Here is a 20,114-nt window from a genome sequence, read left to right on the forward strand (position 1 = left end):
TGCGGGTCAGCCCGCGGAGACCGTCAGCGCCTCGGTGATCCGCCGGGAGGCGCGGCGGGCCTGTGTCGCGGGATCGGCTCCGCCGAGCACCTCGGTCATGTAGGTCTTGATCGGGTTGTCCGCCTCCACGGCGGCCCACTCGGGCGTGCTGGGGGTCGCCCGGCCCTGCGCGGCTCCCGCCGCCATGGCGGCGACCCCCTCCTCGCCCGCCACCGCGGACGCCAGCTTCGCCTTGTTCGGGACGTAGTTCATGGTGCGGGCCAGGTCGGTGTTCCATTCGGCACCGGTCAGCGCGGCGACCACGGCGACGGCCGCCTCGCGCCGGTCGGTGTTGCGGGGCACGACGAGATCGGAGCCGCCGATGAGGACCGCGCCCGGTTTCGCCGCGCTCTTCCCCGGGACGGGGAAGTACCCCAGCTTCCCCTCCAGCGCGGGGTTCTGCTGGACGACGGCCCGTGCGAGGCCGGGGACGGCGACGATCTGGGCGACCTTGCCCGCGGCGAAAACCCCTGCCTGGGGCGGGTGTTCCTCGTCCGCGTCCGCCGGTCCCGCGCCGAGGGACTGAAGGCTTCGGTAGAACTCCATGCCGCGCAGGGCGGCCGGGGTGTCCAGGGTGCCCTCCCAGCGGCCCGCGTCCTCGGTGGCGAGGTCTCCGCCCTCGTCCCAGATGAAACCGGAGAGGGTGTACCAGTCCTGGCCGGCCAGGTAGATGCCCTGGTTCCCGTCCGAGTTCAGCTTCTCGGTGGCGGTGAGCCACTCCTCGCGGGTGCGCGGCACGGCGGTGACTCCGGCCTGCGCGAAGAGGTCCTTGCGGTAGATCACGACACGGTTGGCCGCGTACCAGGGGATGCCGTACTGGTGGAAGCGGCGCTGCCCCGGGTCGGCGAGGCCGGGCAGCCACTCGTCCTTCTCCCACTTGGCGACGGATTCCAGGGTCAGGTCGAGCAGCCGGTTGCCGTCGACGTACAGCGGGACCTGGGTGTTGCCGACCTCGATGACGTCCGGCCCGTCCTCGCCGTCGCCCTCCAGGGCCGTCTGCACCTTGTCGGCGATGCCGGTCCACTCCTGGATGCGGATGTCCAGGTCGAGGTCGGGGTGGTCGCGTTCGAAGTCCTCGGTGAACCGGTCCAGGAAGTCCCGCGAGGCGCTGTCCTTCATGAGCCAGACGGTGACGGTCCGCCGGTCGCTCCCGCCGACGCCCGGCACGGCGCCGCAACCGGTGAGGAGGGAGGCGGACACGCAGAGGAGGGCGAGGAGGCGACGTCTCACGGGGGTCCTGTTCTGCCTGGTGGACAGGGGCGAGGGGCCCGGCGTGGGGGAACGGGCGGGGTCGCCCGGACGGGTGTGCAGGATTTTGGTATGGACCAATGCGGAGGTCAAGGGGTGACCGGCCCGCACCCCGCACGTCTCGCGCTCCGCCGCAGCCTGGGGCACCGTGGAGTGACGCGCGACACACGCGGCACCGCCGTCCCGGCCGAGAGGAGCACCCGCATGTCGAACCACACCTACCGGGTCACGGAGATCGTCGGCACCTCACCCGACGGCGTGGACCAGGCGATCCGCAACGGCATCTCCCGCGCCTCGCAGACCCTGCGGCACCTGGACTGGTTCGAGGTGACCCAGGTGCGCGGACAGATCGAGAACGGCGATGTCGCGCACTGGCAGGTGGGCCTCAAGGTCGGCTTCCGCCTGGACGAGACGGAGTGACGGGCGAGCGGCGGGCCGCGCCGCCGCGGCCGTCCGGTCCGGCGGTTCGCCGAGCGGGGTGACGGACGGAGTGACGGGCGGAGTGACGGGCGGAGTGACGGGCGGCCCTCAGGCCGGTAGTCCGCCCGCGCCTCAGGTGCGCCCCTCGCGCTCCTGGGCGACGCGCAGCGCGGCCGAGGGCGCCGCCCAGCGCGCCCGGACCACGGTGAAGCCGGCCGCCTCCGCGTCGTCGCAGACCAGGTCGTCGTCGTCCACCAGGACCCGCACCTCGCGCTCCCGGGCGAGCCGGCGCAGGATCTCCAGCTTGGCGCGGCGGGCCGGCCGGCGGTCGCCGTCCCGTCGCATGTACACCCGACCCTTCGGCAGCGCGTGCCGGTCGAGCCACTCGCGGGTGTCCCGCCGGCAGCGTTCGGGGCGCCCGGTCAGATAGACCACCTCGCACTCCCGCGCGCTCTCCAGGGCCAGCGCGACCCCCTCCGCGAGCGGCGGGTCGTGCGGGGCCGCCGCGAAGAAGGCGTCCCAGTCCCGCGGCCCGCGCTCCAGGAACCGCTGCCGGTGGGCGGTGCCGGCAAGGGTGTTGTCCAGGTCGAACACGGCGAGGGGTCGCTTGCTGCTGTCGGTCACGGCACCACCCTAGGGACCTCCCGCGTCCGGGCGAACACAAGGTCGACCGCCAATTGTTAATGGGATCCATTTTCATATAGCGTCCTCGGTGTCCAGCCGCCGAGGAGGATCCCCATGGCCGTGCCCAAGCGGAAGATGTCCCGCAGCAACACCCGTCACCGTCGCGCCCGATGGAAGGCGACCGCACCGGCACTCGTGCCCGTCACCGTGGACGGCGTCCGCCACCTCGTCCCCCAGCACCTGGTGCGGGCGTACGAGCGCGGCCTGCTGCGTCCCGAAAGCTGACCGGAGGAGGGTCAGGGGCGCGGAGGGCCGGGGCCCGAGGGGAATACCGGCGGTCCGGGGCGGGGCCGGGGCCCTGAGGGAATCCCGGCGTCCGCCACGCGTTGAACACCGTGTGAGTTCTGTGATCGAAGCCGCCCGGTTCTCCGTCCTCGACCGCTCCCGCACGCGCGAGGGCCATCCGGCCGACGCGGCCCTGCGGGACACCGTGGCGCTGGCGCGGGAGGTGGAGGCGCTCGGCTACCACCGGTTCTGGGTGTCCGAGCACCACGGCGTCCCCGGCGTGGCCGGCTCCGCGCCGACCGTTCTCGCCGCCGCCGTGGCCGCCGCGACGGCCACGATCCGGGTCGGCACGGGCGGGGTCATGCTGCCCAACCACCGGCCGCTGGTCGTCGCCGAGCAGTTCGGGGTGCTGGAATCGCTGTTCCCGGGCCGCATCGACATGGGCCTGGGCCGGTCGGTCGGTTTCACGGACGGGGTCCGCAGGGCCCTGGGCCGCGGCAAGGACGACGCCGAGGACTTCGCCGCCCAACTGCGCGAACTGCTCGGCTGGTTCCGCGGCACCTCGCCGACCGGCGTGCACGCGCGCCCCGCCGAGGGGCTGACCGTGCCGCCGTTCGTGCTGGCCATGGGCGAGGGCGCGCGGATCGCGGCGGAGGCGGGACTCCCCGTGGTCATCGGCGATCTGCGCGACCGGGACCGGCTGCGGCGGGGCGTCGACGACTACCGCGTCCGCTTCCGGCCCTCCCCCTGGGCCGCGGAGCCGTACGTCGTCGTCTCGGGGACGGTCGCCGTCGCCGGGACGCCCGAGGAGGCCCGCCGGCTGCTGGTCCCGGAGGCCTGGTCCATGGCGCACTCCCGCACGCACGGCACGTTTCCGCCACTGCCCCCGGCGGACCGGGTCGAGGCCCTGCCGATGACCACGCGGGAGCGCGGTTTCTACGAGGCGGGCCTGGCCGGCCAGATCGCCGGCACCGAGGAACAGGTCGCCCGCGAGCTGGAGACGGTACTGAAGGACACGGGGGCCCAGGAGGTCCTCGTCACCACCAGCACCTACGACCGGCGAGCGCTGCTGGACTCCTACCGCAGGCTGGCGGCCGTCGTGCACGGCGGGGCCCGGGCGCCGCGCGCCTGACCCGGGGCACGGGCCGCGGGGCCGAGCCCGGTACGGGCCGCGGGGCCGAGCCCGGTACGGGCCGCGGGGCCGAGCCCGGTACGGGCCGCGGGGCCGAGCCCGGTACGGGCGGCGGTCGGTACCGCCGCCCGCCGCGTCATCCGAGCGCCGCGTCGCCCGACCGGACCGCCGACGTCACCGTGCGCTCCGGCGCGTCCCGCTGACGGACGGTCGGCTCACCGGCGGTCCGGCGGGGTGTCGTCGTCGTACCTCTCGCCCTCGAGACCCTCGGCGCCCTCGGCCTCCAGGCGTTCCTTGCGGACCTGACCGCGTACGGTCTCCTCCTCGGTGTGCTCGTCGGTGGTCAGCCGGACCCGTTCCACCGGCACGGTCTCGGTCTCCACCACGGGACGTTCCTCGTGGAGGACGACCTCGTGCTCGGCCTCAGTGATGTCCGGCCCGGAGAGCGCGGCGTCGCGGTTGGCCTCGGTGATGGGCTCACGCTCGACGCGCACCTCCTCCCTGCGCACCGGCACGGTCGTCTCGACCTCTTCGGTGACCACGTACTTGCGCAGCCGGGCCCGTCCGGTCTCGCGCCGCTCGACACCGACGTGCATCTGCTCCTCGGAGCGGGTCATGGCGTCGTCGGAGCGGGCCATGGTCTCGTCCGGGCGGGTCATGGCGTCGTCGCCGGTCCGGCCCGCCCGGTGGCCGGCGGCCGCCTCGCCCGGCCGCATGCCCGGAGCGGTTCCCGCCGCCGTGCCGGTCGCCGCCGAGGTGCCCGTCCCCGCGGTCCAGCCGCTCCGCCCCGAGGCGTCGTCGTCGAGGACGCTGTCCCAGTCGATGCCGTAGTAGTCGTACAGGCGGTGCTCCTCGGACTCCGAGAGGTGTCCGCCCGAGTCGACGTCGACGTTGGGTGCGCCCTTGACCCTCTCCTTGTCATAGGGGACCTCGATGTGGTCCTCCACCATCGAGGCGTCGCGGATCGGTACGAAGGACTCGCTCGTGCCGAAGAGGCCCGTCTTGACCGTCACCCATTCGGGTTGCCCGGTCATGTCGTCGAAGAAGACGTGCTTGGCTTCGCCGATCTTGTGTCCCTCCCCGTCGTAGACGGGATGGTCCAGCACATTCCTGATCTGTTCGCGGGCGATCATGGAATCGCCCTCCCTTCATGTGACGGCTTCTCGGTCCGAGTCACCCCCACAGGACGGAGGAAACAGACAAATGCCTACATTTCTCTCAATGTTCAAGGGTGGGGAGAAGCGCGACGGCGTCCTGTGGACCCGGCGCCGCATGCCCCGGCCCCGCCGGGACGGGTCCGGTCCGGCGCTGGGCCGCCCGGGCCAGCGACCGGCGGTCGGTGTGGGCACCGGGCCGGAGCGCGGGACACACCTCGGCCTCGGCCACCAGGCCGCCCGCCATGACCACCCGCCACAGCGAGGCGAGCAGCGAGTCCTCCCCCACGAACGCGGGGACGGTCGTGGGCGCGCCCCCGGTGAGCCGGTAGCGGATGCGGACGGGCTGGACCGGCACCCCGGCGTCCAGGGCGGCCTGGAAGACGGCCCTGCGGAAGGTGCCCTGGGCCCGGCCGCACCACGTGCTGCCCTCGGGGAAGACACCGACGGCCGCCCCCGAGCGCAGCAGCCCGGCGATGTCGGCGACCGTGTCCGGGAGGCCGCGCAACCGGTCACGGTCGATGAACAGGACGCCGCCGCGGGCGGCCAGCGGCCCCGCGACGGGCCACCGCCGGATCTCGGCCTTGGCGATCATCCGGGCCGGGCGGACCATGGCCAGCAGCGGGACGTCCAGCCAGGAGATGTGGTTGGCGACCAGCAGCAGGCCGCCGTCGGGTACGGCGGCACCGCTGAACCGCGGCCGGACCCCGGCGGCCCGCACGACGGCCCCCGCCCACCGGCGCACCAGCCCGGCCGGGACCCTGCCGCCGACCGGCAGCAGCGCGATCCCGGCCAGCAGCAGCGCCACGACCGCCACGAGCCGCAGCACCGCCCGCGGTACGGCGGCGACGGAGCCCGACACCTCCACGCACGCCCCAGGGGTGCAGGGCGCGCTGGGCGGCCAGGCGCTCATCAGGCCGGGACGAGCGAGAGGAAGTGCCGCAGATAGCGCGGGTTGACCCGGCGCATCGACAGCAGCACGTACAGGTCGGCGACCCCGAAGTCCGGGTCGTGGGCGGGCTCGCCGCACACCCAGGCGCCGAGGCGGAGGTAGCCGCGCAGCAGGGCGGGCAGCTCGGTGCGGGCGGGCAGGGCCAGGTCCGGCCGCGGCACCCACGGCAGCCGCGGCCGGACCCGGAACTCCTCGGGCGCCAGGTGCTTGTCCCGCACCCGGTCCCAGGCCCCGGCCGCGGTGACGCCGCCGTCGGCGAGCGGGACGGAGCAGCATCCGGCCAGCCACTCGTGGCCGTTGTCCACCATGTAGCGGGCGATGCCGGCCCATATGAGGCCGATGACGGTGCCGTCGCGGTGGTCGGGGTGGACGCAGGAGCGGCCGACCTCGACGAGGCCGGGCCGGATGCCGTGCAGCGGCGTCAGGTCGAACTCGGCCTCCGAGTACAGCCGACCGGCGACCGCGGCGCGCTCCGGCGGCAGCAGCCGGTAGGTGCCGACGACCTGGCCGGTGTCGGCGTCGCGCACCAGCAGGTGGTCGCAGTGGGCGTCGAAGGGGTCGACGTCGAGGCCGGGCCGTGCGGACGTGAGCAGGGCGCCCATCTCCCCGGCGAAGACGTCGTGCCGCAGCCGCTGGGCGGCCCGCACGTCGGCCTCGTCGCGGGCGAGGGTCACGAGGTAGCGGGAGGGGACCGCGGGCAGCGGCGGGGCGTCCGGAGCGGTCGCGGTGGTCATGGCTCTCTCCAGGTCACGGGCCGTTCGGCCGGAGGGGACGGACGGGCCGGTGGTGTACGGCCCGCCCGGTCCTGTTCTTCCGACGCCGTCTGGCGGGCGCGTGACCTGTGCCCGGAGCCGGGATGTGGGGTTGTTGAACGGCACGGGCGGCGCGCCCGGCACGGGCCCCCTCCGGACACGGGTCAGCGCCGGACACGGGCCCCCTCCGGACACGGGCCCCCTCCGGACACGGGCCCCCTCCGGACACGGGCCCCCTCCGGACACGGGCCCGCGCCGCTCGCCCTGCCGGGCTCCCCCGTACGGCGGGAAGCGGCCCGGATGGCCCAGTTGCACACGCGCCCGGCGGCTCCCGCGGCGAGAGTGGGCCGTATGACAGAAGCCGGAACCGGCGGACGACGTCGTGAACCGGTCTCGTCCGCCACCCGCCGACGGACCGTGCGCGGTGCGCGCGAGGCCGCCCGGTGCGCCGCCGAGGCGCTGACCGAGCTGGTCCGTCACCGCCTGGAAGGGGTCTCCGCGGTGTGCCGGAGCGAGGACGACGGCTGGGTCGTCGACGTCGACGTGCTCGAGCTGGCGCGCATCCCCGACACCACCAGCCTGCTCGCCACCTACCAGGTCGAGCTGGACCCGGCGGGCGAGCTGGTGCAGTACCGCCGTGTCGCCCGGTACCGGCGCGGGTCCCAGGACCAGTGACCGGACCCTCGGGCACCTCCCCCGGAAGGACCGCCGCATGACCGTCTACGCCGACGAGGTCGTCTGCGCGCCCCGCGCCGGAACCCTCTACGACGTGCTGGAGCTCATCCTCGACCGCGGCATGGTGATCGACGTCTTCCTGCGCGTCTCGCTGGTCGGCATCGAGATCCTCAAGGTCGACGCCCGGATCGTGGTCGCCAGCGTCGACACCTACCTGCGCTTCGCCGAGGCGTGCAACCGCCTCGACCTGGAGAACGACACCCGGACCAGGACCGTGCCCGAGCTGTTCGGCGGGCCGGTCGCCAAGACCGTCGCCAAGGCGGGTGCGAAGCGCACGGCCCGTTCCCTGACCGACAAGGTGCGGGACATCCTCAGCCCGGACGACGACGTAGAGGCCGACGAGGACCTCGATGACGACGTCGGCCCCGAGCCCGCCCCGCGACCCCAGCGCCCGCGCCGCCGCCCGGCCGGGACGCGTCCCGCCGCCGGCGGCCGCAGGGCCGCCGGTGACGACGACCGCCCGCGGCCCCGGCGCCGCACGGAGGAGAAGGAGTGACCGTGACGGGCACCGCCCCCCTCACCACCGCCGGCACGCTCGGCACCCTGTACGTCTACGGCATCGCTCCCGCGGGCGTCCGGCCGCCGCGAGTGCCCGGGGTGGACGGCGCGCCGGTACGGCTGCTGACCGAGGCCGGGCTGTGCGCCGCGGTCTCGGACGCCCCGGCGCGGCTCAGGGCCCGCCGACGGGACCTGATGGCCCATCAGTCGGTGCTCGACGAACTCATCGCGCAGGGGCCCGTCCTGCCCATGCGGTTCGCCGTCCTCACGCGCGACGCGGCGGCGCTGCGCGGCCGGCTCCGCACGGACCGCACCCGCCTGGCCGAGCAGCTCGACGGGGTCCGGGACTGTGTGGAGATGAACGTGAAGGGCGCCGTCGTGCCCGGCTGCTTCGCCGGCCTCGTGCGCCGGGACGACAGTCTGCGCGCGCTCGCCCGCCGGACCCGGCAGCGCCCCGGCTACGAGGCGAACGTACGCCTGGGTGAGGCGCTCGCCCGGGGTGTCGCGCGCGAGGCCCGGCACGCGGCGCGGGAGGTACTGGCCCGGCTGGCCCCGCTCGCCGTGCGCACCGCGCAGGGGCCGGTCGACGACGAGCAGGTGCTGAGCACGTCGTTCCTGCTGCGCTCGGCCGACGAAGGGCGCTTCCGCCGGGCCGTCGCCGCCCAGGCCCGCCGGTGCGGTGACCGGCTGGCGCTGAGCCTCACCGGGCCGTTGCCGTGCTACAGCTTCGTCGACACGCCGCCCACCACGGCCGGGCGGTGACTCGGTGGGACTCGTGAGCGGGCTCCTGCTCCTGCCCCTCGCCCCGGTGCGCGGCACGCTATGGGTCGCCGACCACCTGCTCCAGGAGGCCGAGCGCCAGACCCGTGACCCCCGGGTGGTGCAGGCGCGGCTGGCGGCACTCAACCGGGCCCTGGAGGAGGGTGCCATCGACGAGGCGGCCTTCGAGAAGGAGGAGGAGCGGCTGCTCCGACTCCTCGAGAGTCCCGTCCGGTACACGGAGGGTGCTTCGTGACCGACCTCGGCACCTGGCCCGCGGGCCCCGGTCCGCAGCCCGACGCGCCGCTCGGCGGGAGCCTCGCGGACCTGCTCGAACGCGTCCTGGACAAGGGCATCGTCATCGCCGGCGACATCAAGATCGACCTGCTGGACATCGAGCTGCTCACCATCCGCCTGCGCCTGTTCATCGCCTCCGTCGAGACCGCGAAGAAGGCGGGCATCGACTGGTGGGAGACGGACCCGGCGCTGTCCTCGCGCGCCGCGCGTGACGCCCTCACCGAGGAGAACGCGCGCCTGCGGGCCCGTCTCGACGCCCTGGAGGGCGCCGAACCCGACGCCCGGGAGGTGATCCGATGACGGGCACCCCGGCCGACCGGCCGGCCGTGACCGGACAGGACGTGTCGCGTCCCCGCGTCACCTGCCTGTTCGCCGTGACGGACACCCCGGTGCCGGACGACGTGCTCGCGGCGACGCCGGGCCACGACGGCGGGGGCCCGTTGCGGATCCTCGATGCGGGCCCCCTCCGGCTGGTCGTGCAGGACGTCCCCGCGGCGGCCTTCGGCGAGGAGGCGCTCGCGCAACGGCTGGGCCGGCCGGACGAGTTGGAGCGCTGCGCCCGCGCCCACCACCGTGCGGTGGAGGCGGCCGCCCGCAAAGGCACCGCCGTCCCCCTGCCGATGGCGACGCTCTACCTCGACGACCGCAACGCGGTACGGGCCGTGACCGGCCGGGCGGCCTCGCTGCGCGCGCTGCTGGACCGGCTGCGGGGCCGGACCGAGTGGGCGGTGAAGGTGCACTGCGCCGGGCCCGGGCGAGCGTTTGGTGCCGCCGGGGACGGCGGCCCGGCGCACGGCGGCCCGGCGGACGGGCGGTCGTACCTGAGCCGGGTGAGCGCCCGGCGGCGCACCGAGCGCGAGGCGCGTGAGGCGGCCCTGGCACAGGCCCACGCGATCGACCGGGAGCTGCGGCGGTACGCCGTCGCCGCGACCCGGCACCGGCCGCAGAGCGAGCAGCTGACCGGCAGGAGCGCCCCGCAACTGCTCAACGCGGCCTATCTGGTGGACGACGCCCGGCGCGCCGCCTTCCTCGAGGCGGCGGGCCGGCCGGTCCCCGGCGACGGCACGGCGGTGGAGGTCACCCTGTCGGGCCCCTGGATCCCGTACTCCTTCGCCCGCCTCGACGAGGCGGCGTGCGACGCGCGGGAGGAGGTGCGCGCATGAGCGTGCCGACCGCGGGCGGGTCCGGCCGCACGGCGGTGCCGTGGAACGAACCGGAGCCGTACGCCCCCGTGGGGGTGCCGCTCGTCGACCTGCTCGACCGGGTGCTGGCCACCGGCGTCGTGATCAGCGGTGACCTGGTCCTGTCCGTCGCCGACGTGCCGCTGGTGCGGATCTCGCTGCACGCGCTGCTGGCCTCGGTGAGCGACCGGGTCCCGTCGCCCTGGCCGGACAGCGGGCCGCTGTGACCGCGCCCCGCGCCCACGCGCTGGACCTCGACCCCGAGCGGGTCGCGAACGACCTGGCGGCCCTGGTGCTGACCGTGGTGGAACTCCTGCGGCAGCTCATGGAGCGCCAGGCGGTGCGCCGTTTCGACGAGGGGACGCTCGACCCCGGCCAGGAGGAACGGCTCGGTACCGCGCTGATGCTGCTGGACGAGCGGATGGACGAGCTGTGCGCGCGGCACGGGCTGCGGCGCGGCGACCTCAACCTGGACCTCGGTCCGCTCGGCCCGCTCCTCGCCGATCCGGGCCCGTGACGCCGGGGCGTCCCCGCCGCGGCCACCGTGCGGGCGGGGGAAGCGAGACGGGACCGGGGATGAGCACCACTCCCGGTCCCGCCCGTCCGCGCCCTCGGCGAACGTCTCTTCCCCCACGCGGCCGGCGCGGAGCGGCCCGCGCCGGGCGTCAGCGCCCTGCCGCCTTGCGGGTGGCCCGCAGCCACTCCCTGTTCATGCCGGTGATGGAGACCAGCGGAATGCCCTTCGGGCAGGCGGTGGCGCACTCGCCGGCCAGCGTGCAGCCGCCGAAGCCCTCCTCGTCCATCTGCGCCACCATGTCCAGCACCCGCGTCTCGCGCTCCGGCGCGCCCTGCGGGAGGACGTTCAGGTGGTTGATCTTGGCGGAGGTGAACAGCATCGCCGCGCCGTTGGGGCAGGCGGCCACGCAGGCCCCGCACCCGATGCACTCGGCGTGCTCGAACGCGAGGTCGGCGTCCGGCTTGGGCACCGGCGTGGCGTGCGCCTCCGGGGCGGCGCCGGTGGGCGCGGTGATGTAGCCGCCCGCCTGGATGATGCGGTCGAGGGCCGAGCGGTCCACGACCAGGTCCTTGATCACGGGGAAGGCGGACGCCCGCCACGGCTCGACGTCGATCGTGTCGCCGTCCCGGAAGGACCGCATGTGCAGCTGGCAGGTGGTGGTGCGCTCCGGGCCGTGTGCGTCGCCGTTGATGACGAGGGAGCAGGCGCCGCAGATGCCCTCGCGGCAGTCGTGGTCGAAGGCGACCGGGTCCTCGCCCTTGAGGATGAGTTCCTCGTTGAGGGTGTCGAGCATCTCCAGGAAGGACATGTCGGGGGAGATCCCGTCCACCTCGTACGTGGACATGGCGCCTTCGGCGTCGGCGTCGCGCTGCCGCCAGACGCGCAGGGTGAGCTTCATGCGTAGCTCCGCTGGGTGGGGTGGACGTACTCGAAGACCAGGTCTTCCCTGTGCAGGACGGGTGCCTCGCCGGTGCCGGTGAACTCCCAGGCGGCCGCGTAGGCGAACTCCTCGTCCCGGCGGGCGGCCTCGCCCTCGGGGGTCCGGTGCTCCTCGCGGAAGTGGCCGCCGCAGGACTCGGCGCGGTGCAGCGCGTCGAGGCACATCAGTTCGGCCAGCTCCAGGTAGTCGACGACGCGGTTCGCCTTCTCCAGGGACTGGTTGAACTCCTCGCCGGTGCCGGGGACCTTGACGCGCCGCCAGAACTCCTCGCGGATCAGGGGGATCCGTTCGAGGGCCGTGCGCAGGCCGGCGTCGGTGCGGGCCATCCCGCAGAACTCCCACATCAGTTCGCCGACCTCGCGGTGGAAGGAGTCGGGGGTGCGGTCGCCGTCGACGGACAGCAGCAGGTTCAGGCGGCCCCGGGTCTCCGCCAGCACCTCCCGCACCGCCGGGTGCTCGCCGCTCACCTCGCTCTGGTGCGGGTTGCGGGCGAGGTAGTCGTTGATGGTGGCGGGCAGCACGAAGTAGCCGTCGGCCAGGCCCTGCATCAGCGCGGACGCGCCGAGCCGGTTGGCGCCGTGGTCGGAGAAGTTGGCCTCGCCGATCGCGAACAGGCCCGGGATCGTGGTCTGGAGGTCGTAGTCGACCCACAGGCCGCCCATCGTGTAGTGCACGGCGGGGTAGATCCGCATCGGCACCTCGTACGGGTTCTCCGCGGTGATCCGCTCGTACATGTCGAAGAGGTTGCCGTACTTCTCCTCGACCGCCTTGCGGCCCATCCGCCTGATCGCGTCCGCGAAGTCCAGGTAGACGCCCTGCCCGCCGGGGCCGACGCCCCGCCCCTCGTCACAGACGTTCTTGGCGGCGCGGGAGGCGATGTCGCGCGGGACCAGGTTGCCGAAGGAGGGGTAGACGCGCTCCAGGTAGTAGTCGCGCTCGTCCTCGGGGATCCTGTTCGCCGGCCGGGTGTCCCCCTTCGCCTTCGGGACCCAGATCCGGCCGTCGTTGCGCAGCGACTCGCTCATCAGCGTCAGCTTGGACTGGTGGTCGCCGGTGCGCGGGATGCAGGTCGGATGGATCTGCGTGAAGCACGGGTTGGCGAAGTGGGCGCCCCGTCGGTGCGCCCGCCAGACCGCGGTGGCGTTGGAGTTCATGGCGTTCGTCGACAGGTAGAAGACGTTGCCGTAGCCGCCGCTGGCGAGGACGACGGCGTCCGCGAAGTACGTGTCGATCCTTCCGGTGATCAGGTCCCGCGCCACGATCCCGCGGGCCCGGCCGTCGACGACGATCAGGTCGAGCATCTCGGTGCGCGGGTGCATCTCGACGTTCCCGGCGGCGATCTGCCTGCTGAGGGCCTGGTAGGCGCCGAGCAGCAGTTGCTGACCCGTCTGGCCGCGGGCGTAGAAGGTGCGGGACACCTGGACGCCGCCGAAGGAGCGGGTGTCGAGGAGGCCGCCGTACTCCCGGGCGAAGGGCACTCCCTGCGCCACGCACTGGTCGATGATCTCGACCGAGATCTGCGCGAGGCGGTGGACGTTGGACTCGCGCGCCCGGAAGTCTCCGCCCTTGACGGTGTCGTAGAACAGCCGGTGGACGGAGTCGCCGTCGTTGCGGTAGTTCTTCGCCGCGTTGATGCCGCCTTGCGCGGCGATCGAGTGGGCGCGGCGCGGGGAGTCCTGGTAGCAGAACTGGACGACGTGGTAGCCCTGTTCGGCGAGGGTGGCGCCGGCCGAGCCGCCTGCCAGACCGGTGCCGACGACGATCACCGTGTGCTTGCGCCGGTTGGCGGGGTTGACCAGCCTCGCCTCGAAGCGGCGCTTGTCCCAGCGTTCGTGGACCGGGCCGGACGGGGCCTTGGCGTCGACGAGCGGCTCGCCGGTCGTGTAGTCGGCATAGGAGGTCATGTCAGCTCACCACTCCGGTCATGACGGCCACGGGTACGGCGACGAAGCCGGCCGTGAGCAGCAGCGCGAGAACGTTCGCCGTGGTCCTGAGGGCGCGGTCGCGGGTGCGGCTGCCGGCGCCCAGGGTCTGGGCGGCGCTCCAGAAGCCGTGCCGGACGTGCAGGCCGAGGGCGAGCATCGCGACGATGTAGACGGTGTTGCCGTACCAGGTGGAGAAGGTGTCCACGACGTTCTGGTACGGCCGGCCCTCCTGGAAACCGCCGGGGTGCGCGGTGCCGGTCGTCAGGTCCAGGAGGTGCCAGACGACGAACAGGCCGAGGATGATCCCGCCCCAGCGCATGGTGCGCGTCGCGTAGCTCGCCCGCGGCTTCTTGTGCACGTACTTGCTGGGCCGCGCCTTGAGGTCGCGGCGGCTGAGCTGGTACGCGGACACGGCGTGCGCGACGACCGCGACGACCAGCACGACCCGGACCAGCCACAGCGTCCACTCGTAGTGCATGAACGGCTCGCCGACCGTGCGCAGCCAGTGCGCGTAGTGGTTGAACTCGCCCGGACCGAAGAAGATCTTCAGATTGCCGATCATGTGGACGACCAGGTACAGCAGCATGATCAGCCCGCTGACGGCCATCACCGTCTTCTTGCCGACGGAGGAGCGCCACACGGTGCGCGCCATGGACGACCGTCGGTCCGTCCGCGTTGCCAGAGCCATGGACAGGACGCTAGGGCCGAACGGCCCCATCAGTCCAAGACATGGTCCGGCTCGTTTCCATAGGTGGGGCCTATCATGGCTGGATGCAGTTCCAGCAGCTCCAGTACTTCGTGGCGGTCGCCGAGACCCGGCACTTCACCCGGGCCGCCGAGCTGGTCCACGTCGCCCAGCCCTCGCTGTCGCAGCAGATCAAGGCGCTGGAGCGGGAGCTGGGAGCCGATCTCTTCCAGCGGGCGCGCGGGAACATCACGCTCACCGACGCCGGTGAGGCGCTGCTGCCGCTGGCCCGCCGGATCCTGGCGGACACCGAGACGGCCCGGTACGAGGTGCAGGAGCTGGTGCAGCTGCGCAGCGGCCGGGTGCGGCTGGGGGCGACGCCCAGCCTGTGCACCGGGCTGCTGCCGGACGTGCTGCGCGCCTTCCACGACCGCTACCCCGGCATCCGGCTGATGATCGAGGAGGGCGGCTCGCACGACCTGGTGCGGGAACTGGCCCGCGGCGCGCTCGACCTCGCCCTGGTGGTGCTCCCGCTGCCCACCCCCTCCCCCGCACTGACGACGGTGGAACTGCTGCGGGAGGACCTCGTGGTGGTGTCCTCGCCGGAGGCGCCCCCACCGGGACACGGGCGCCGCGCCGTGCGGATCGCCGACCTGGAGGGCGAACGCCTGGTGATGTTCCGGCACGGCTACGACCTGCGCGAACTCACCGTCGCCGCGTGTCGCGCCGAGGGGTTCGAGCCGGACTTCGCGGTGGAGGGCGGTGAGATGGACGCGGTGCTGGGGTTCGTGCGGGCAGGGCTCGGCATGGCCGTCGTGCCGCGGATGGTCGCCGCGCGGTCGGGGCGGGGCCTGCGGGTCACTCCGTTGGTCCGGCCGGGGTTGCACCGGGTGATCGCGCTGGCGCACCGCAGTGACGTGGCTCCGCCACGGGCTGCTCGGGAGTTGCAGCGGATGCTGCTGGAGCGGTAGGTGCTGCGCCGCTTGTGTGGGGTGCTTGTACGGGGGTGGCGGCGGGGGTGTCGTCGGAGTGCGGGTCGGTCGGGGCGGGGTGCGCGGTTCCTCGCGCCCCTGGGTGGGGTGCCTGGGCCGGAGTGGGGAGGTGCGGGTCGGTCGGGGCGGGGTGCGCGGTTCCTCGCGCCCCTGAGGGGCTGCGGGTTCCCCGCAGCCCCGGGTGGGCTGTCGTCAGGGGACGTCGTGGGGTACGGGGGTGGCCTGGTGGTGGTACATGCGCCAGCCCGTCCGGTCGTCCTTCTTGCGCCACAGGGAGCTGCGGCGGGCCCGCCGGCCGGCGAAGCGGGTCTCGTAGGTCAGGTGGACCAGGCCGGGGGCCAGGAGGGTGCCGGTGATCGCCGTCGGTTCGTAGCGGGGGCCGGTCGGGGAACTGCCGGGGTGGTCGGGGAGTTCGGCCACCGCCTCGGCGTACGTGTAGCGGCGGCCGGAGGCGCCCACCTCGGTGAACTCGGGGTCGAGCAGGCGTACGGTCTCGGTGCGGGAGGAGCGGACGGCGGGGTCCATGAGGCTCAGTTCGCCGGCGATCGCCGCGGCGACGTCGTCTGGTTCCTGGGTCACCCGCACATGATCGCGGGTGACCCGGCCCCTCCCGCAACCGGATCGCGCCGTCAGCCCGTGGCGTCCACCAGGGCCAGCTCGTGGAGGCGGTCCGGCGGGCCGGGGCGGGCGTAGTACCAGCCCTGGGCCGTGTCGCAGCCCAGTACGCGCAGCTGCTCGGCCTGGGCGCCGGTCTCCACGCCCTCGACCGTGACCGCGAGGTCCAGGCTGTGGGCGAGCGAGACGATCCCCTCGACGATCTTGAGGTCGACGGGGTCGGCGGGGAACTGCTGCATGCTCTGCGTGAAGGAGCGGTCCAGCTTGAGGACGCTCACCGGCAGCCTGCGCAGGTTGGCCAGGTTGGAGTAACCGGTCCCGAAGTCGTCCAGGGCGATGTCGACGCCCATCTCGGCGAGCCGGCGCAGCGGCTTCAGGAGGTCGTCGTCGGCGCCGATCAGGGCCGACTCCGTGACCTCCAGGCAGAGCGCCTCCGGTGCCACGCCCGCGCGTTCCAGGATGTCGACCGTGTCCTGCACCAGCCCTGGGTGGGTGAGCTGGCACGGCGAGAGGTTGACGTTGATCCGCAGCGGGCCGGTGCCGCCGCTGCTCCGGCGCCAGTCGCGGGCCTGGCGCACCGACTGCTCCAGGACCCAGCGGCCCAGCGGCACGATCAGCCCGGTGTGCTCGGCGAGCGGGATGAACCGGTCCGGGCCGAGCACCCCGTGCTGCGGGTGCAGCCAGCGCACCAGCGCCTCCGCGCCGCGCACGCTGCCGTCGCCGAGGTGGACGAGCGGCTGGTACTCGATGAAGAACTCGCCCCGCTCCAGCGCCGCCGGCAGGGCCGTCGTCAGACCGTGCCGGGTGATCGCGCGGGCGTCGGCCTCGGGATCGGCCAGCTCGAAGCGGTTGCCGCCGGCCGACTTGGCCCTGTACATGGTGATGTCGGCGCTGCGCAGCACCTCCGCCGGACTGCGCTCCCCCGCCGGGCCCTCCACGATGCCGATGCTGCCGCGCACGGTCAGCTCCCGGCCCTCGATGCGCACGGGCGCGACCAGGGCGTTCATGATGCGCGCGGCGAGGTCGTCGACCTCGCGGTGGGTGGCGGGGCCGGTGGTCAGCGCCACGAACTCGTCGCCGCCGAGCCGGGCGACCATCTCGCCGGGCGCGGTGGCGCAGGACTGGAGCCGGTCGGCGACCTCGACGAGCAGCCGGTCGCCGGCCGCGTGCCCCAGGCTGTCGTTGATGGTCTTGAAGCCGTCCAGGTCCAGGTAGCACAGGCCGAAGCGCTGGCCGTCCCCGGCGGCCAGGACCTTCTCCAGGCGTTCGAAGAACAGGGTGCGGTTGGGCAGGCCGGTGAGCGCGTCGTGGGTGGCCTCGTAGCGCAGCCGGAGGTTGAGCAGCCGGCGCTCGGTGGTGTCCTCCATCAGCGCCAGCTGGTACTGCGGCCGCCCGTCGGGGTCGCGCAGCAGCGAGACCGTGAGATTGGTCCACAGGACCGTTCCGTCGGGGCGGGAGAACGCTTTCTCCACGTGGTAGTGCTCGCGTTCGCCGCGCACCAGTTCCTCGTAGAGCCGCCAGACCTGGGGGGCGTCGTCGGCGTGCGTCCACTCGCTGACGTTGCGTCCGCGCACCGCCTGCTCGCCACCGCCGAACATGCGCACCAGGGCGCCGTTGACCTCGAGGATGTTGCCCTCCAGGTCGGCGATGCCGATCCCTATCGCGGCGCCCTCGAAGACCGCGCGGAAGCGGGCCTCGCTGGCGTGCAGCGCCTGCGCCACCACCCCCTGGGCCCGCAACGCGGCCTGCGCGATGGCCTCCTGCTCGGCCAGCGTGCGCTCGCGCAGCGCGTGCGCGAACCCGGCGGCCATGGCGTGCTGGAGCCGGGAGCAGCGGGTGCGCAGATCCTCCTGGGGTCCGTCCCCGCCGCAGTAGAGCACCAGGTAGGCGTCGATGCAGTCCAGGCTGTGGGCGAGGGCGTCCGGGTCGGTGCAGTGGGTATCGACGAGGGCGGCCCCGACCGCTCTGGCCGCCTCCGCGTCGAAGTTCCTGGCGCGCAGCGCCTGGCTCAGCCGCCTGGCCAGCGGCAGCAGTTGCTCCTCGAACTCCGGCCGGGTCAGCGACGTGGAGGTGACCGGGAAGACCGCCCGGCTCCAGATCGTCGCGAACCGCCGCAGTCTGTCCTCCGGCCCGTCCGGCTCGGCGGTCACGAAGTGCGCCCCACGCCCGCGAAACCGGAGAAGGCGTACGGGTCCTCGTCCTCCGGTGCCGTCTCCGGCCGCCAGTGCGGCATCGGCACCAGTCCCGGTTCCACCATGTCGTACCCCTCGAAGAACCGCGCGATCTCGTCACGCGAGCGCATGACCAGCGGGTTGCGAATGTCCTTGTACACGTCCACCGCGCCCTCGGCCCGCCCCTGCGGCAGGGGGATCCCCTCGTACGAGGCGTGCGTGAGGACGAGCAGGCTGCCGGGCGCGAGCGCGGCGCTCAGCTCGGCGACCGCAGCGTACGGGTCGTCGGCGTCTTCCACGAAGTGCAGTATGGCAACCAGCAGCAGCGCCACGGGCCTCTCCAGGTCGATCAGTTGCTCCACCTGGGGGCTGGCGAGGATCTCCCGCGGCTTGAGCAGGTCGGCGGCGACGACGCCGGCGTCCGGGTTCTCGCCCAGCACCACCTGGCTGTGCGCGACGGCGACCGGGTCGTGGTCGACGTAGACGACGCGGGCGCCGGGACGGGCCGCCTGGGCCACCTCGTGGACGTTGCCGAAGGTGGGGATGCCGGAACCGATGTCCAGGAACTGCGTGATGCCCGAGTCGGCCGCGTAGCGCACCGCGCGGCGCATGAAGGCCCGGTTCGCCTGCATGATCTTGGGAAGTCCCGGCATGAACTCCATGGCCCTGCGGGCCGCTTCCCGGTCGACCTCGAAGTTGTGCGAACCGCCCAGGTAGTAGTCGTAGATCCGCGAGACACTGGGGACGGAGATGTCGATGCTCCGTGGGGCCCAGGCGGGACGATCCATCTATCTCTCCAAGGCGTAGGCGATCCGGTGTTCGAGCAGAGGCTACTGATCGCCCGCCAACAGGGCGAGCAGAAACGGAAATTGACCGTCCGTTCCCGGTCACTGCCTGCGGCACGTGCCGAAATGACATACCCGGATGTGCTCACGAAAAGTACCCGATGTGCTCCGGAGCGTCCCCGATCCGTTCGAACACGGCGGCGTCACCCGCACACGGCGGGCGGGCGGGGGGGGGTGTCGCCCGCAGCACAGGGGTCCGCCCCCTCCGCGCGGTGCGGAGGGGGCGGACCGGGGTCGTACGAGCCGTCGCGGGAGCGGAGGCCGGCCCCGCGGAGGGTGGTCTCTACTGCTTCGGCGCGCCGACCAGCTTGCCGTCGGGGGCCACGGCGTACCAGGTGCCGCCGACGCCCTGGCCGTTGATGTCCCCGGGGGACTTGTCGCCGGAAAAGGTGTAGATCGGAGAGCAGTTGACCGTCATCTGCTTGACGCCGTCGGGCCGGGTGAAGCTCATCAGGCCCTTCTCCTGAACACCCTCGGTGTCGTTGGTGGCGACCGGGGCGACGGCCGGCCACTTCTCGAGGCAGGCACCCAGGCACGCGGTCACCGGCTTCGGCCACGCCTTGTCCTTGACGAAGCGGTAGACCGTCATGCCGTTCTTGTCGACGACGATGTCGCCGAGGTTGGGGTCCTTGCGCACGGACAGACCGGGTGCGGCGGAGGCCGACTTGGCCTTCTTGCCGTCGGGGGCCAGCGCGAACCACTTGCCGTTGACGCCCTGGCCGTTGGTGTCACCGGCGTTGGTGTCCTTGGCATAGCGGTACACCGGCCAGCCGTCGACGGTCAGCTGCTTGCTGCCGTCGGAGCGGGTGACCTCGCCGAGCAGCGACTTGTCGATGCCGTCGCCGGCGGTGGCGTCGTCGGCCGGCACGGGCGGCCAGGCCGTCGCGCAGTCGCCGTCACAGGTGGACTTGGGCGGTTCCGCGGTGTCCGCGTCGAAGCGGTACAGCGTCATGCCGGCGGCGTCGATCAGCACCTTGCCCAGCTCGGCGTTGGCGGAGACGGCGAGCTGGCCCGCCGTGCTCGCCTGCGCGCCGTCGGCGCCCGCGGCCGCCGGCGCACTCGCGCTGGGGCTGGTGCCCGCGCCGACGCCTCCGTAGCCGCTGCCCACCCCCGCGACGGTGCCGGCCGGGGCCGTGACACCCACGTTCTGGCTGGACGCCGCGGTACCGCCTTCCTGACCGCACGCCGTCGTCAGCGCCAGAACAGACACAGCGCTCGCCACGAGTGAGGCGCTCCGCCAGGAGGTCTTCATCTTCAACTCCCCGATCATCCCAAGCGTGTTGCAACGCCCTGCTGCGCCGCCGCACGGCCATGGGTACGCACGACGGGGGGCATCGTGTTCAAAGGC

The 20,114-nt window shown here is 73.4% G+C and carries 24 protein-coding genes; 12 read left to right on the top strand and 12 right to left on the bottom strand.

All coding sequences use genetic code 11. The features are described from left to right. Positions 1-6: 6 nt before the first annotated feature. On the bottom strand, positions 7-1,269 hold the full coding sequence (locus tag ACGFQC_RS13295) for an extracellular solute-binding protein (RefSeq protein ID WP_363087943.1): 1,263 nt from the start codon (positions 1,267-1,269) through the stop codon (positions 7-9). 222 nt (positions 1,270-1,491) lie between these two features. Between ACGFQC_RS13295 and ACGFQC_RS13300 the strand changes: the two genes are divergently transcribed. Beyond that, positions 1,492-1,707: a dodecin gene (locus ACGFQC_RS13300; protein WP_363087942.1), complete on the top strand. Its 216-nt coding sequence runs from the start codon at positions 1,492-1,494 to the stop codon at positions 1,705-1,707. 132 nt (positions 1,708-1,839) lie between these two features. On the opposite strand, the gene ACGFQC_RS13305 is transcribed toward ACGFQC_RS13300, so the two are convergent. After that, a complete protein-coding gene (locus ACGFQC_RS13305; protein ID WP_363087941.1) occupies positions 1,840-2,331 on the bottom strand; it encodes a hypothetical protein in 492 nt (163 codons plus the stop codon). 114 nt (positions 2,332-2,445) lie between these two features. Here ACGFQC_RS13305 and rpmF point away from each other — a divergent pair, with 114 nt between their 5' ends. Together rpmF and ACGFQC_RS13315 are read left to right on the top strand one after the other, a co-directional pair. Further along, entirely contained in the window at positions 2,446-2,616 is a 171-nt protein-coding gene (gene rpmF / locus ACGFQC_RS13310) for a 50S ribosomal protein L32 (protein WP_363087940.1), read from the top strand. 112 nt (positions 2,617-2,728) lie between these two features. Further along, a complete protein-coding gene (locus ACGFQC_RS13315; protein ID WP_363087939.1) occupies positions 2,729-3,748 on the top strand; it encodes an LLM class flavin-dependent oxidoreductase in 1,020 nt (339 codons plus the stop codon). A gap of 215 nt (positions 3,749-3,963) precedes the next feature. On the opposite strand, the gene ACGFQC_RS13320 is transcribed toward ACGFQC_RS13315, so the two are convergent. From ACGFQC_RS13320 to ACGFQC_RS13330, 3 genes are all read right to left on the bottom strand, one after another. Continuing rightward, positions 3,964-4,881, bottom strand: a complete 918-nt coding sequence (locus ACGFQC_RS13320; RefSeq protein ID WP_363087938.1) for a PRC and DUF2382 domain-containing protein — start codon at positions 4,879-4,881, stop codon at positions 3,964-3,966. Between the two features lie 85 nt (positions 4,882-4,966). After that, positions 4,967-5,815: a lysophospholipid acyltransferase family protein gene (locus ACGFQC_RS13325; RefSeq protein WP_363087937.1), complete on the bottom strand. Its 849-nt coding sequence runs from the start codon at positions 5,813-5,815 to the stop codon at positions 4,967-4,969. Further along, the gene (locus ACGFQC_RS13330) at positions 5,815-6,588 is read right to left on the bottom strand and encodes a GNAT family N-acyltransferase (protein ID WP_363087936.1); all 774 of its coding nucleotides are present in this window, start codon (positions 6,586-6,588) and stop codon (positions 5,815-5,817) included. Before ACGFQC_RS13330 ends, ACGFQC_RS13325 begins: the two co-directional genes overlap by 1 nt. Before the next feature lie 369 nt (positions 6,589-6,957). On the opposite strand from ACGFQC_RS13330, the gene gvpO reads away from it, so the two are divergent. From gvpO to ACGFQC_RS13370, 8 genes are read left to right on the top strand one after another with little or no spacing between them, the layout of a single operon-like run. Continuing rightward, entirely contained in the window at positions 6,958-7,281 is a 324-nt protein-coding gene (gene gvpO, locus ACGFQC_RS13335; RefSeq protein ID WP_363087935.1) for a gas vesicle protein GvpO, read from the top strand. Positions 7,282-7,318: 37 nt separating this feature from the next. Further along, complete coding sequence (gene gvpJ / locus ACGFQC_RS13340) at positions 7,319-7,837, top strand: gas vesicle protein GvpJ (protein ID WP_363087934.1); 519 nt, start codon at positions 7,319-7,321, stop codon at positions 7,835-7,837. Next, positions 7,834-8,601, top strand: a complete 768-nt coding sequence (locus tag ACGFQC_RS13345; protein WP_393288166.1) for a GvpL/GvpF family gas vesicle protein — start codon at positions 7,834-7,836, stop codon at positions 8,599-8,601. The genes gvpJ and ACGFQC_RS13345 overlap by 4 nt, the downstream gene beginning before the upstream one ends. A 4-nt stretch (positions 8,602-8,605) precedes the next feature. Then, positions 8,606-8,854 (top strand): gas vesicle protein GvpG, encoded by a 249-nt coding sequence (locus ACGFQC_RS13350; RefSeq protein WP_363087932.1) that lies wholly within the window; start codon positions 8,606-8,608, stop codon positions 8,852-8,854. Then, positions 8,851-9,195: a gas vesicle protein gene (locus ACGFQC_RS13355; RefSeq protein WP_363087931.1), complete on the top strand. Its 345-nt coding sequence runs from the start codon at positions 8,851-8,853 to the stop codon at positions 9,193-9,195. Before ACGFQC_RS13350 ends, ACGFQC_RS13355 begins: the two co-directional genes overlap by 4 nt. Beyond that, positions 9,192-10,058 (top strand): GvpL/GvpF family gas vesicle protein, encoded by an 867-nt coding sequence (locus ACGFQC_RS13360; RefSeq protein ID WP_363087930.1) that lies wholly within the window; start codon positions 9,192-9,194, stop codon positions 10,056-10,058. Before ACGFQC_RS13355 ends, ACGFQC_RS13360 begins: the two co-directional genes overlap by 4 nt. Beyond that, positions 10,055-10,303 (top strand): gas vesicle protein, encoded by a 249-nt coding sequence (locus ACGFQC_RS13365; protein WP_363087929.1) that lies wholly within the window; start codon positions 10,055-10,057, stop codon positions 10,301-10,303. The genes ACGFQC_RS13360 and ACGFQC_RS13365 overlap by 4 nt, the downstream gene beginning before the upstream one ends. After that, positions 10,300-10,593 (top strand): gas vesicle protein K, encoded by a 294-nt coding sequence (locus tag ACGFQC_RS13370; protein ID WP_363087928.1) that lies wholly within the window; start codon positions 10,300-10,302, stop codon positions 10,591-10,593. The genes ACGFQC_RS13365 and ACGFQC_RS13370 overlap by 4 nt, the downstream gene beginning before the upstream one ends. 148 nt (positions 10,594-10,741) lie before the next feature. On the opposite strand, the gene ACGFQC_RS13375 is transcribed toward ACGFQC_RS13370, so the two are convergent. From ACGFQC_RS13375 to ACGFQC_RS13385, 3 genes are read right to left on the bottom strand one after another with little or no spacing between them, the layout of a single operon-like run. Continuing rightward, positions 10,742-11,491 carry a succinate dehydrogenase/fumarate reductase iron-sulfur subunit gene (locus ACGFQC_RS13375; RefSeq protein ID WP_363087927.1) on the bottom strand — a complete coding sequence of 250 codons (750 nt, stop codon included), beginning with the start codon at positions 11,489-11,491 and terminating at the stop codon, positions 10,742-10,744. Beyond that, positions 11,488-13,437, bottom strand: a complete 1,950-nt coding sequence (locus tag ACGFQC_RS13380; protein ID WP_363087926.1) for a fumarate reductase/succinate dehydrogenase flavoprotein subunit — start codon at positions 13,435-13,437, stop codon at positions 11,488-11,490. Before ACGFQC_RS13380 ends, ACGFQC_RS13375 begins: the two co-directional genes overlap by 4 nt. A gap of 1 nt (position 13,438) precedes the next feature. Beyond that, the gene (locus tag ACGFQC_RS13385) at positions 13,439-14,110 is read right to left on the bottom strand and encodes a succinate dehydrogenase (RefSeq protein WP_363088065.1); all 672 of its coding nucleotides are present in this window, start codon (positions 14,108-14,110) and stop codon (positions 13,439-13,441) included. A gap of 119 nt (positions 14,111-14,229) precedes the next feature. Here ACGFQC_RS13385 and ACGFQC_RS13390 point away from each other — a divergent pair, with 119 nt between their 5' ends. Then, entirely contained in the window at positions 14,230-15,114 is an 885-nt protein-coding gene (locus ACGFQC_RS13390; RefSeq protein ID WP_363087925.1) for a LysR substrate-binding domain-containing protein, read from the top strand. A 213-nt stretch (positions 15,115-15,327) separates the two neighbouring features. On the opposite strand, the gene ACGFQC_RS13395 is transcribed toward ACGFQC_RS13390, so the two are convergent. From ACGFQC_RS13395 to ACGFQC_RS13410, 4 genes are all read right to left on the bottom strand, one after another. Then, on the bottom strand, positions 15,328-15,660 hold the full coding sequence (locus tag ACGFQC_RS13395) for a DUF4440 domain-containing protein (protein ID WP_363088064.1): 333 nt from the start codon (positions 15,658-15,660) through the stop codon (positions 15,328-15,330). A gap of 104 nt (positions 15,661-15,764) precedes the next feature. After that, positions 15,765-17,900: an EAL domain-containing protein gene (locus ACGFQC_RS13400; RefSeq protein ID WP_363087924.1), complete on the bottom strand. Its 2,136-nt coding sequence runs from the start codon at positions 17,898-17,900 to the stop codon at positions 15,765-15,767. Further along, positions 17,897-18,709, bottom strand: coding sequence for an SAM-dependent methyltransferase (locus ACGFQC_RS13405; RefSeq protein ID WP_363087923.1), 813 nt, complete (start codon positions 18,707-18,709; stop codon positions 17,897-17,899). Before ACGFQC_RS13405 ends, ACGFQC_RS13400 begins: the two co-directional genes overlap by 4 nt. A 340-nt stretch (positions 18,710-19,049) precedes the next feature. Next, complete coding sequence (locus tag ACGFQC_RS13410; protein ID WP_363087922.1) at positions 19,050-20,018, bottom strand: SCO0930 family lipoprotein; 969 nt, start codon at positions 20,016-20,018, stop codon at positions 19,050-19,052. Between the last annotated feature and the right edge of the window lie 96 nt (positions 20,019-20,114).

Origin of the sequence: Streptomyces sp. NPDC048734 (assembly GCF_043198675.1) — a bacterium.
GTDB lineage: Bacteria > Actinomycetota > Actinomycetes > Streptomycetales > Streptomycetaceae > Streptomyces.

Bases quoted from the DNA above. Each gene is read 5' to 3' on its own strand.
- ACGFQC_RS13300 (WP_363087942.1), top strand. From the start codon at position 1,492: ATGTCGAACCACACCTACCGGGTCACGGAGATCGTCGGCACCTCACCC.
- rpmF (WP_363087940.1), top strand. From the start codon at position 2,446: ATGGCCGTGCCCAAGCGGAAGATGTCCCGCAGCAACACCCGTCACCGT.
- ACGFQC_RS13320 (WP_363087938.1), bottom strand. From the start codon at position 4,881: ATGATCGCCCGCGAACAGATCAGGAATGTGCTGGACCATCCCGTCTAC.
- ACGFQC_RS13325 (WP_363087937.1), bottom strand. From the start codon at position 5,815: ATGAGCGCCTGGCCGCCCAGCGCGCCCTGCACCCCTGGGGCGTGCGTG.
- ACGFQC_RS13330 (WP_363087936.1), bottom strand. From the start codon at position 6,588: ATGACCACCGCGACCGCTCCGGACGCCCCGCCGCTGCCCGCGGTCCCC.
- gvpO (WP_363087935.1), top strand. From the start codon at position 6,958: ATGACAGAAGCCGGAACCGGCGGACGACGTCGTGAACCGGTCTCGTCC.
- gvpJ (WP_363087934.1), top strand. From the start codon at position 7,319: ATGACCGTCTACGCCGACGAGGTCGTCTGCGCGCCCCGCGCCGGAACC.
- ACGFQC_RS13360 (WP_363087930.1), top strand. From the start codon at position 9,192: ATGACGGGCACCCCGGCCGACCGGCCGGCCGTGACCGGACAGGACGTG.
- ACGFQC_RS13365 (WP_363087929.1), top strand. From the start codon at position 10,055: ATGAGCGTGCCGACCGCGGGCGGGTCCGGCCGCACGGCGGTGCCGTGG.
- ACGFQC_RS13375 (WP_363087927.1), bottom strand. From the start codon at position 11,491: ATGAAGCTCACCCTGCGCGTCTGGCGGCAGCGCGACGCCGACGCCGAA.
- ACGFQC_RS13380 (WP_363087926.1), bottom strand. From the start codon at position 13,437: ATGACCTCCTATGCCGACTACACGACCGGCGAGCCGCTCGTCGACGCC.
- ACGFQC_RS13385 (WP_363088065.1), bottom strand. From the start codon at position 14,110: ATGGCGCGCACCGTGTGGCGCTCCTCCGTCGGCAAGAAGACGGTGATG.
- ACGFQC_RS13390 (WP_363087925.1), top strand. From the start codon at position 14,230: ATGCAGTTCCAGCAGCTCCAGTACTTCGTGGCGGTCGCCGAGACCCGG.
- ACGFQC_RS13395 (WP_363088064.1), bottom strand. From the start codon at position 15,660: ATGGACCCCGCCGTCCGCTCCTCCCGCACCGAGACCGTACGCCTGCTC.
- ACGFQC_RS13405 (WP_363087923.1), bottom strand. From the start codon at position 18,709: ATGGATCGTCCCGCCTGGGCCCCACGGAGCATCGACATCTCCGTCCCC.
- ACGFQC_RS13410 (WP_363087922.1), bottom strand. From the start codon at position 20,018: ATGAAGACCTCCTGGCGGAGCGCCTCACTCGTGGCGAGCGCTGTGTCT.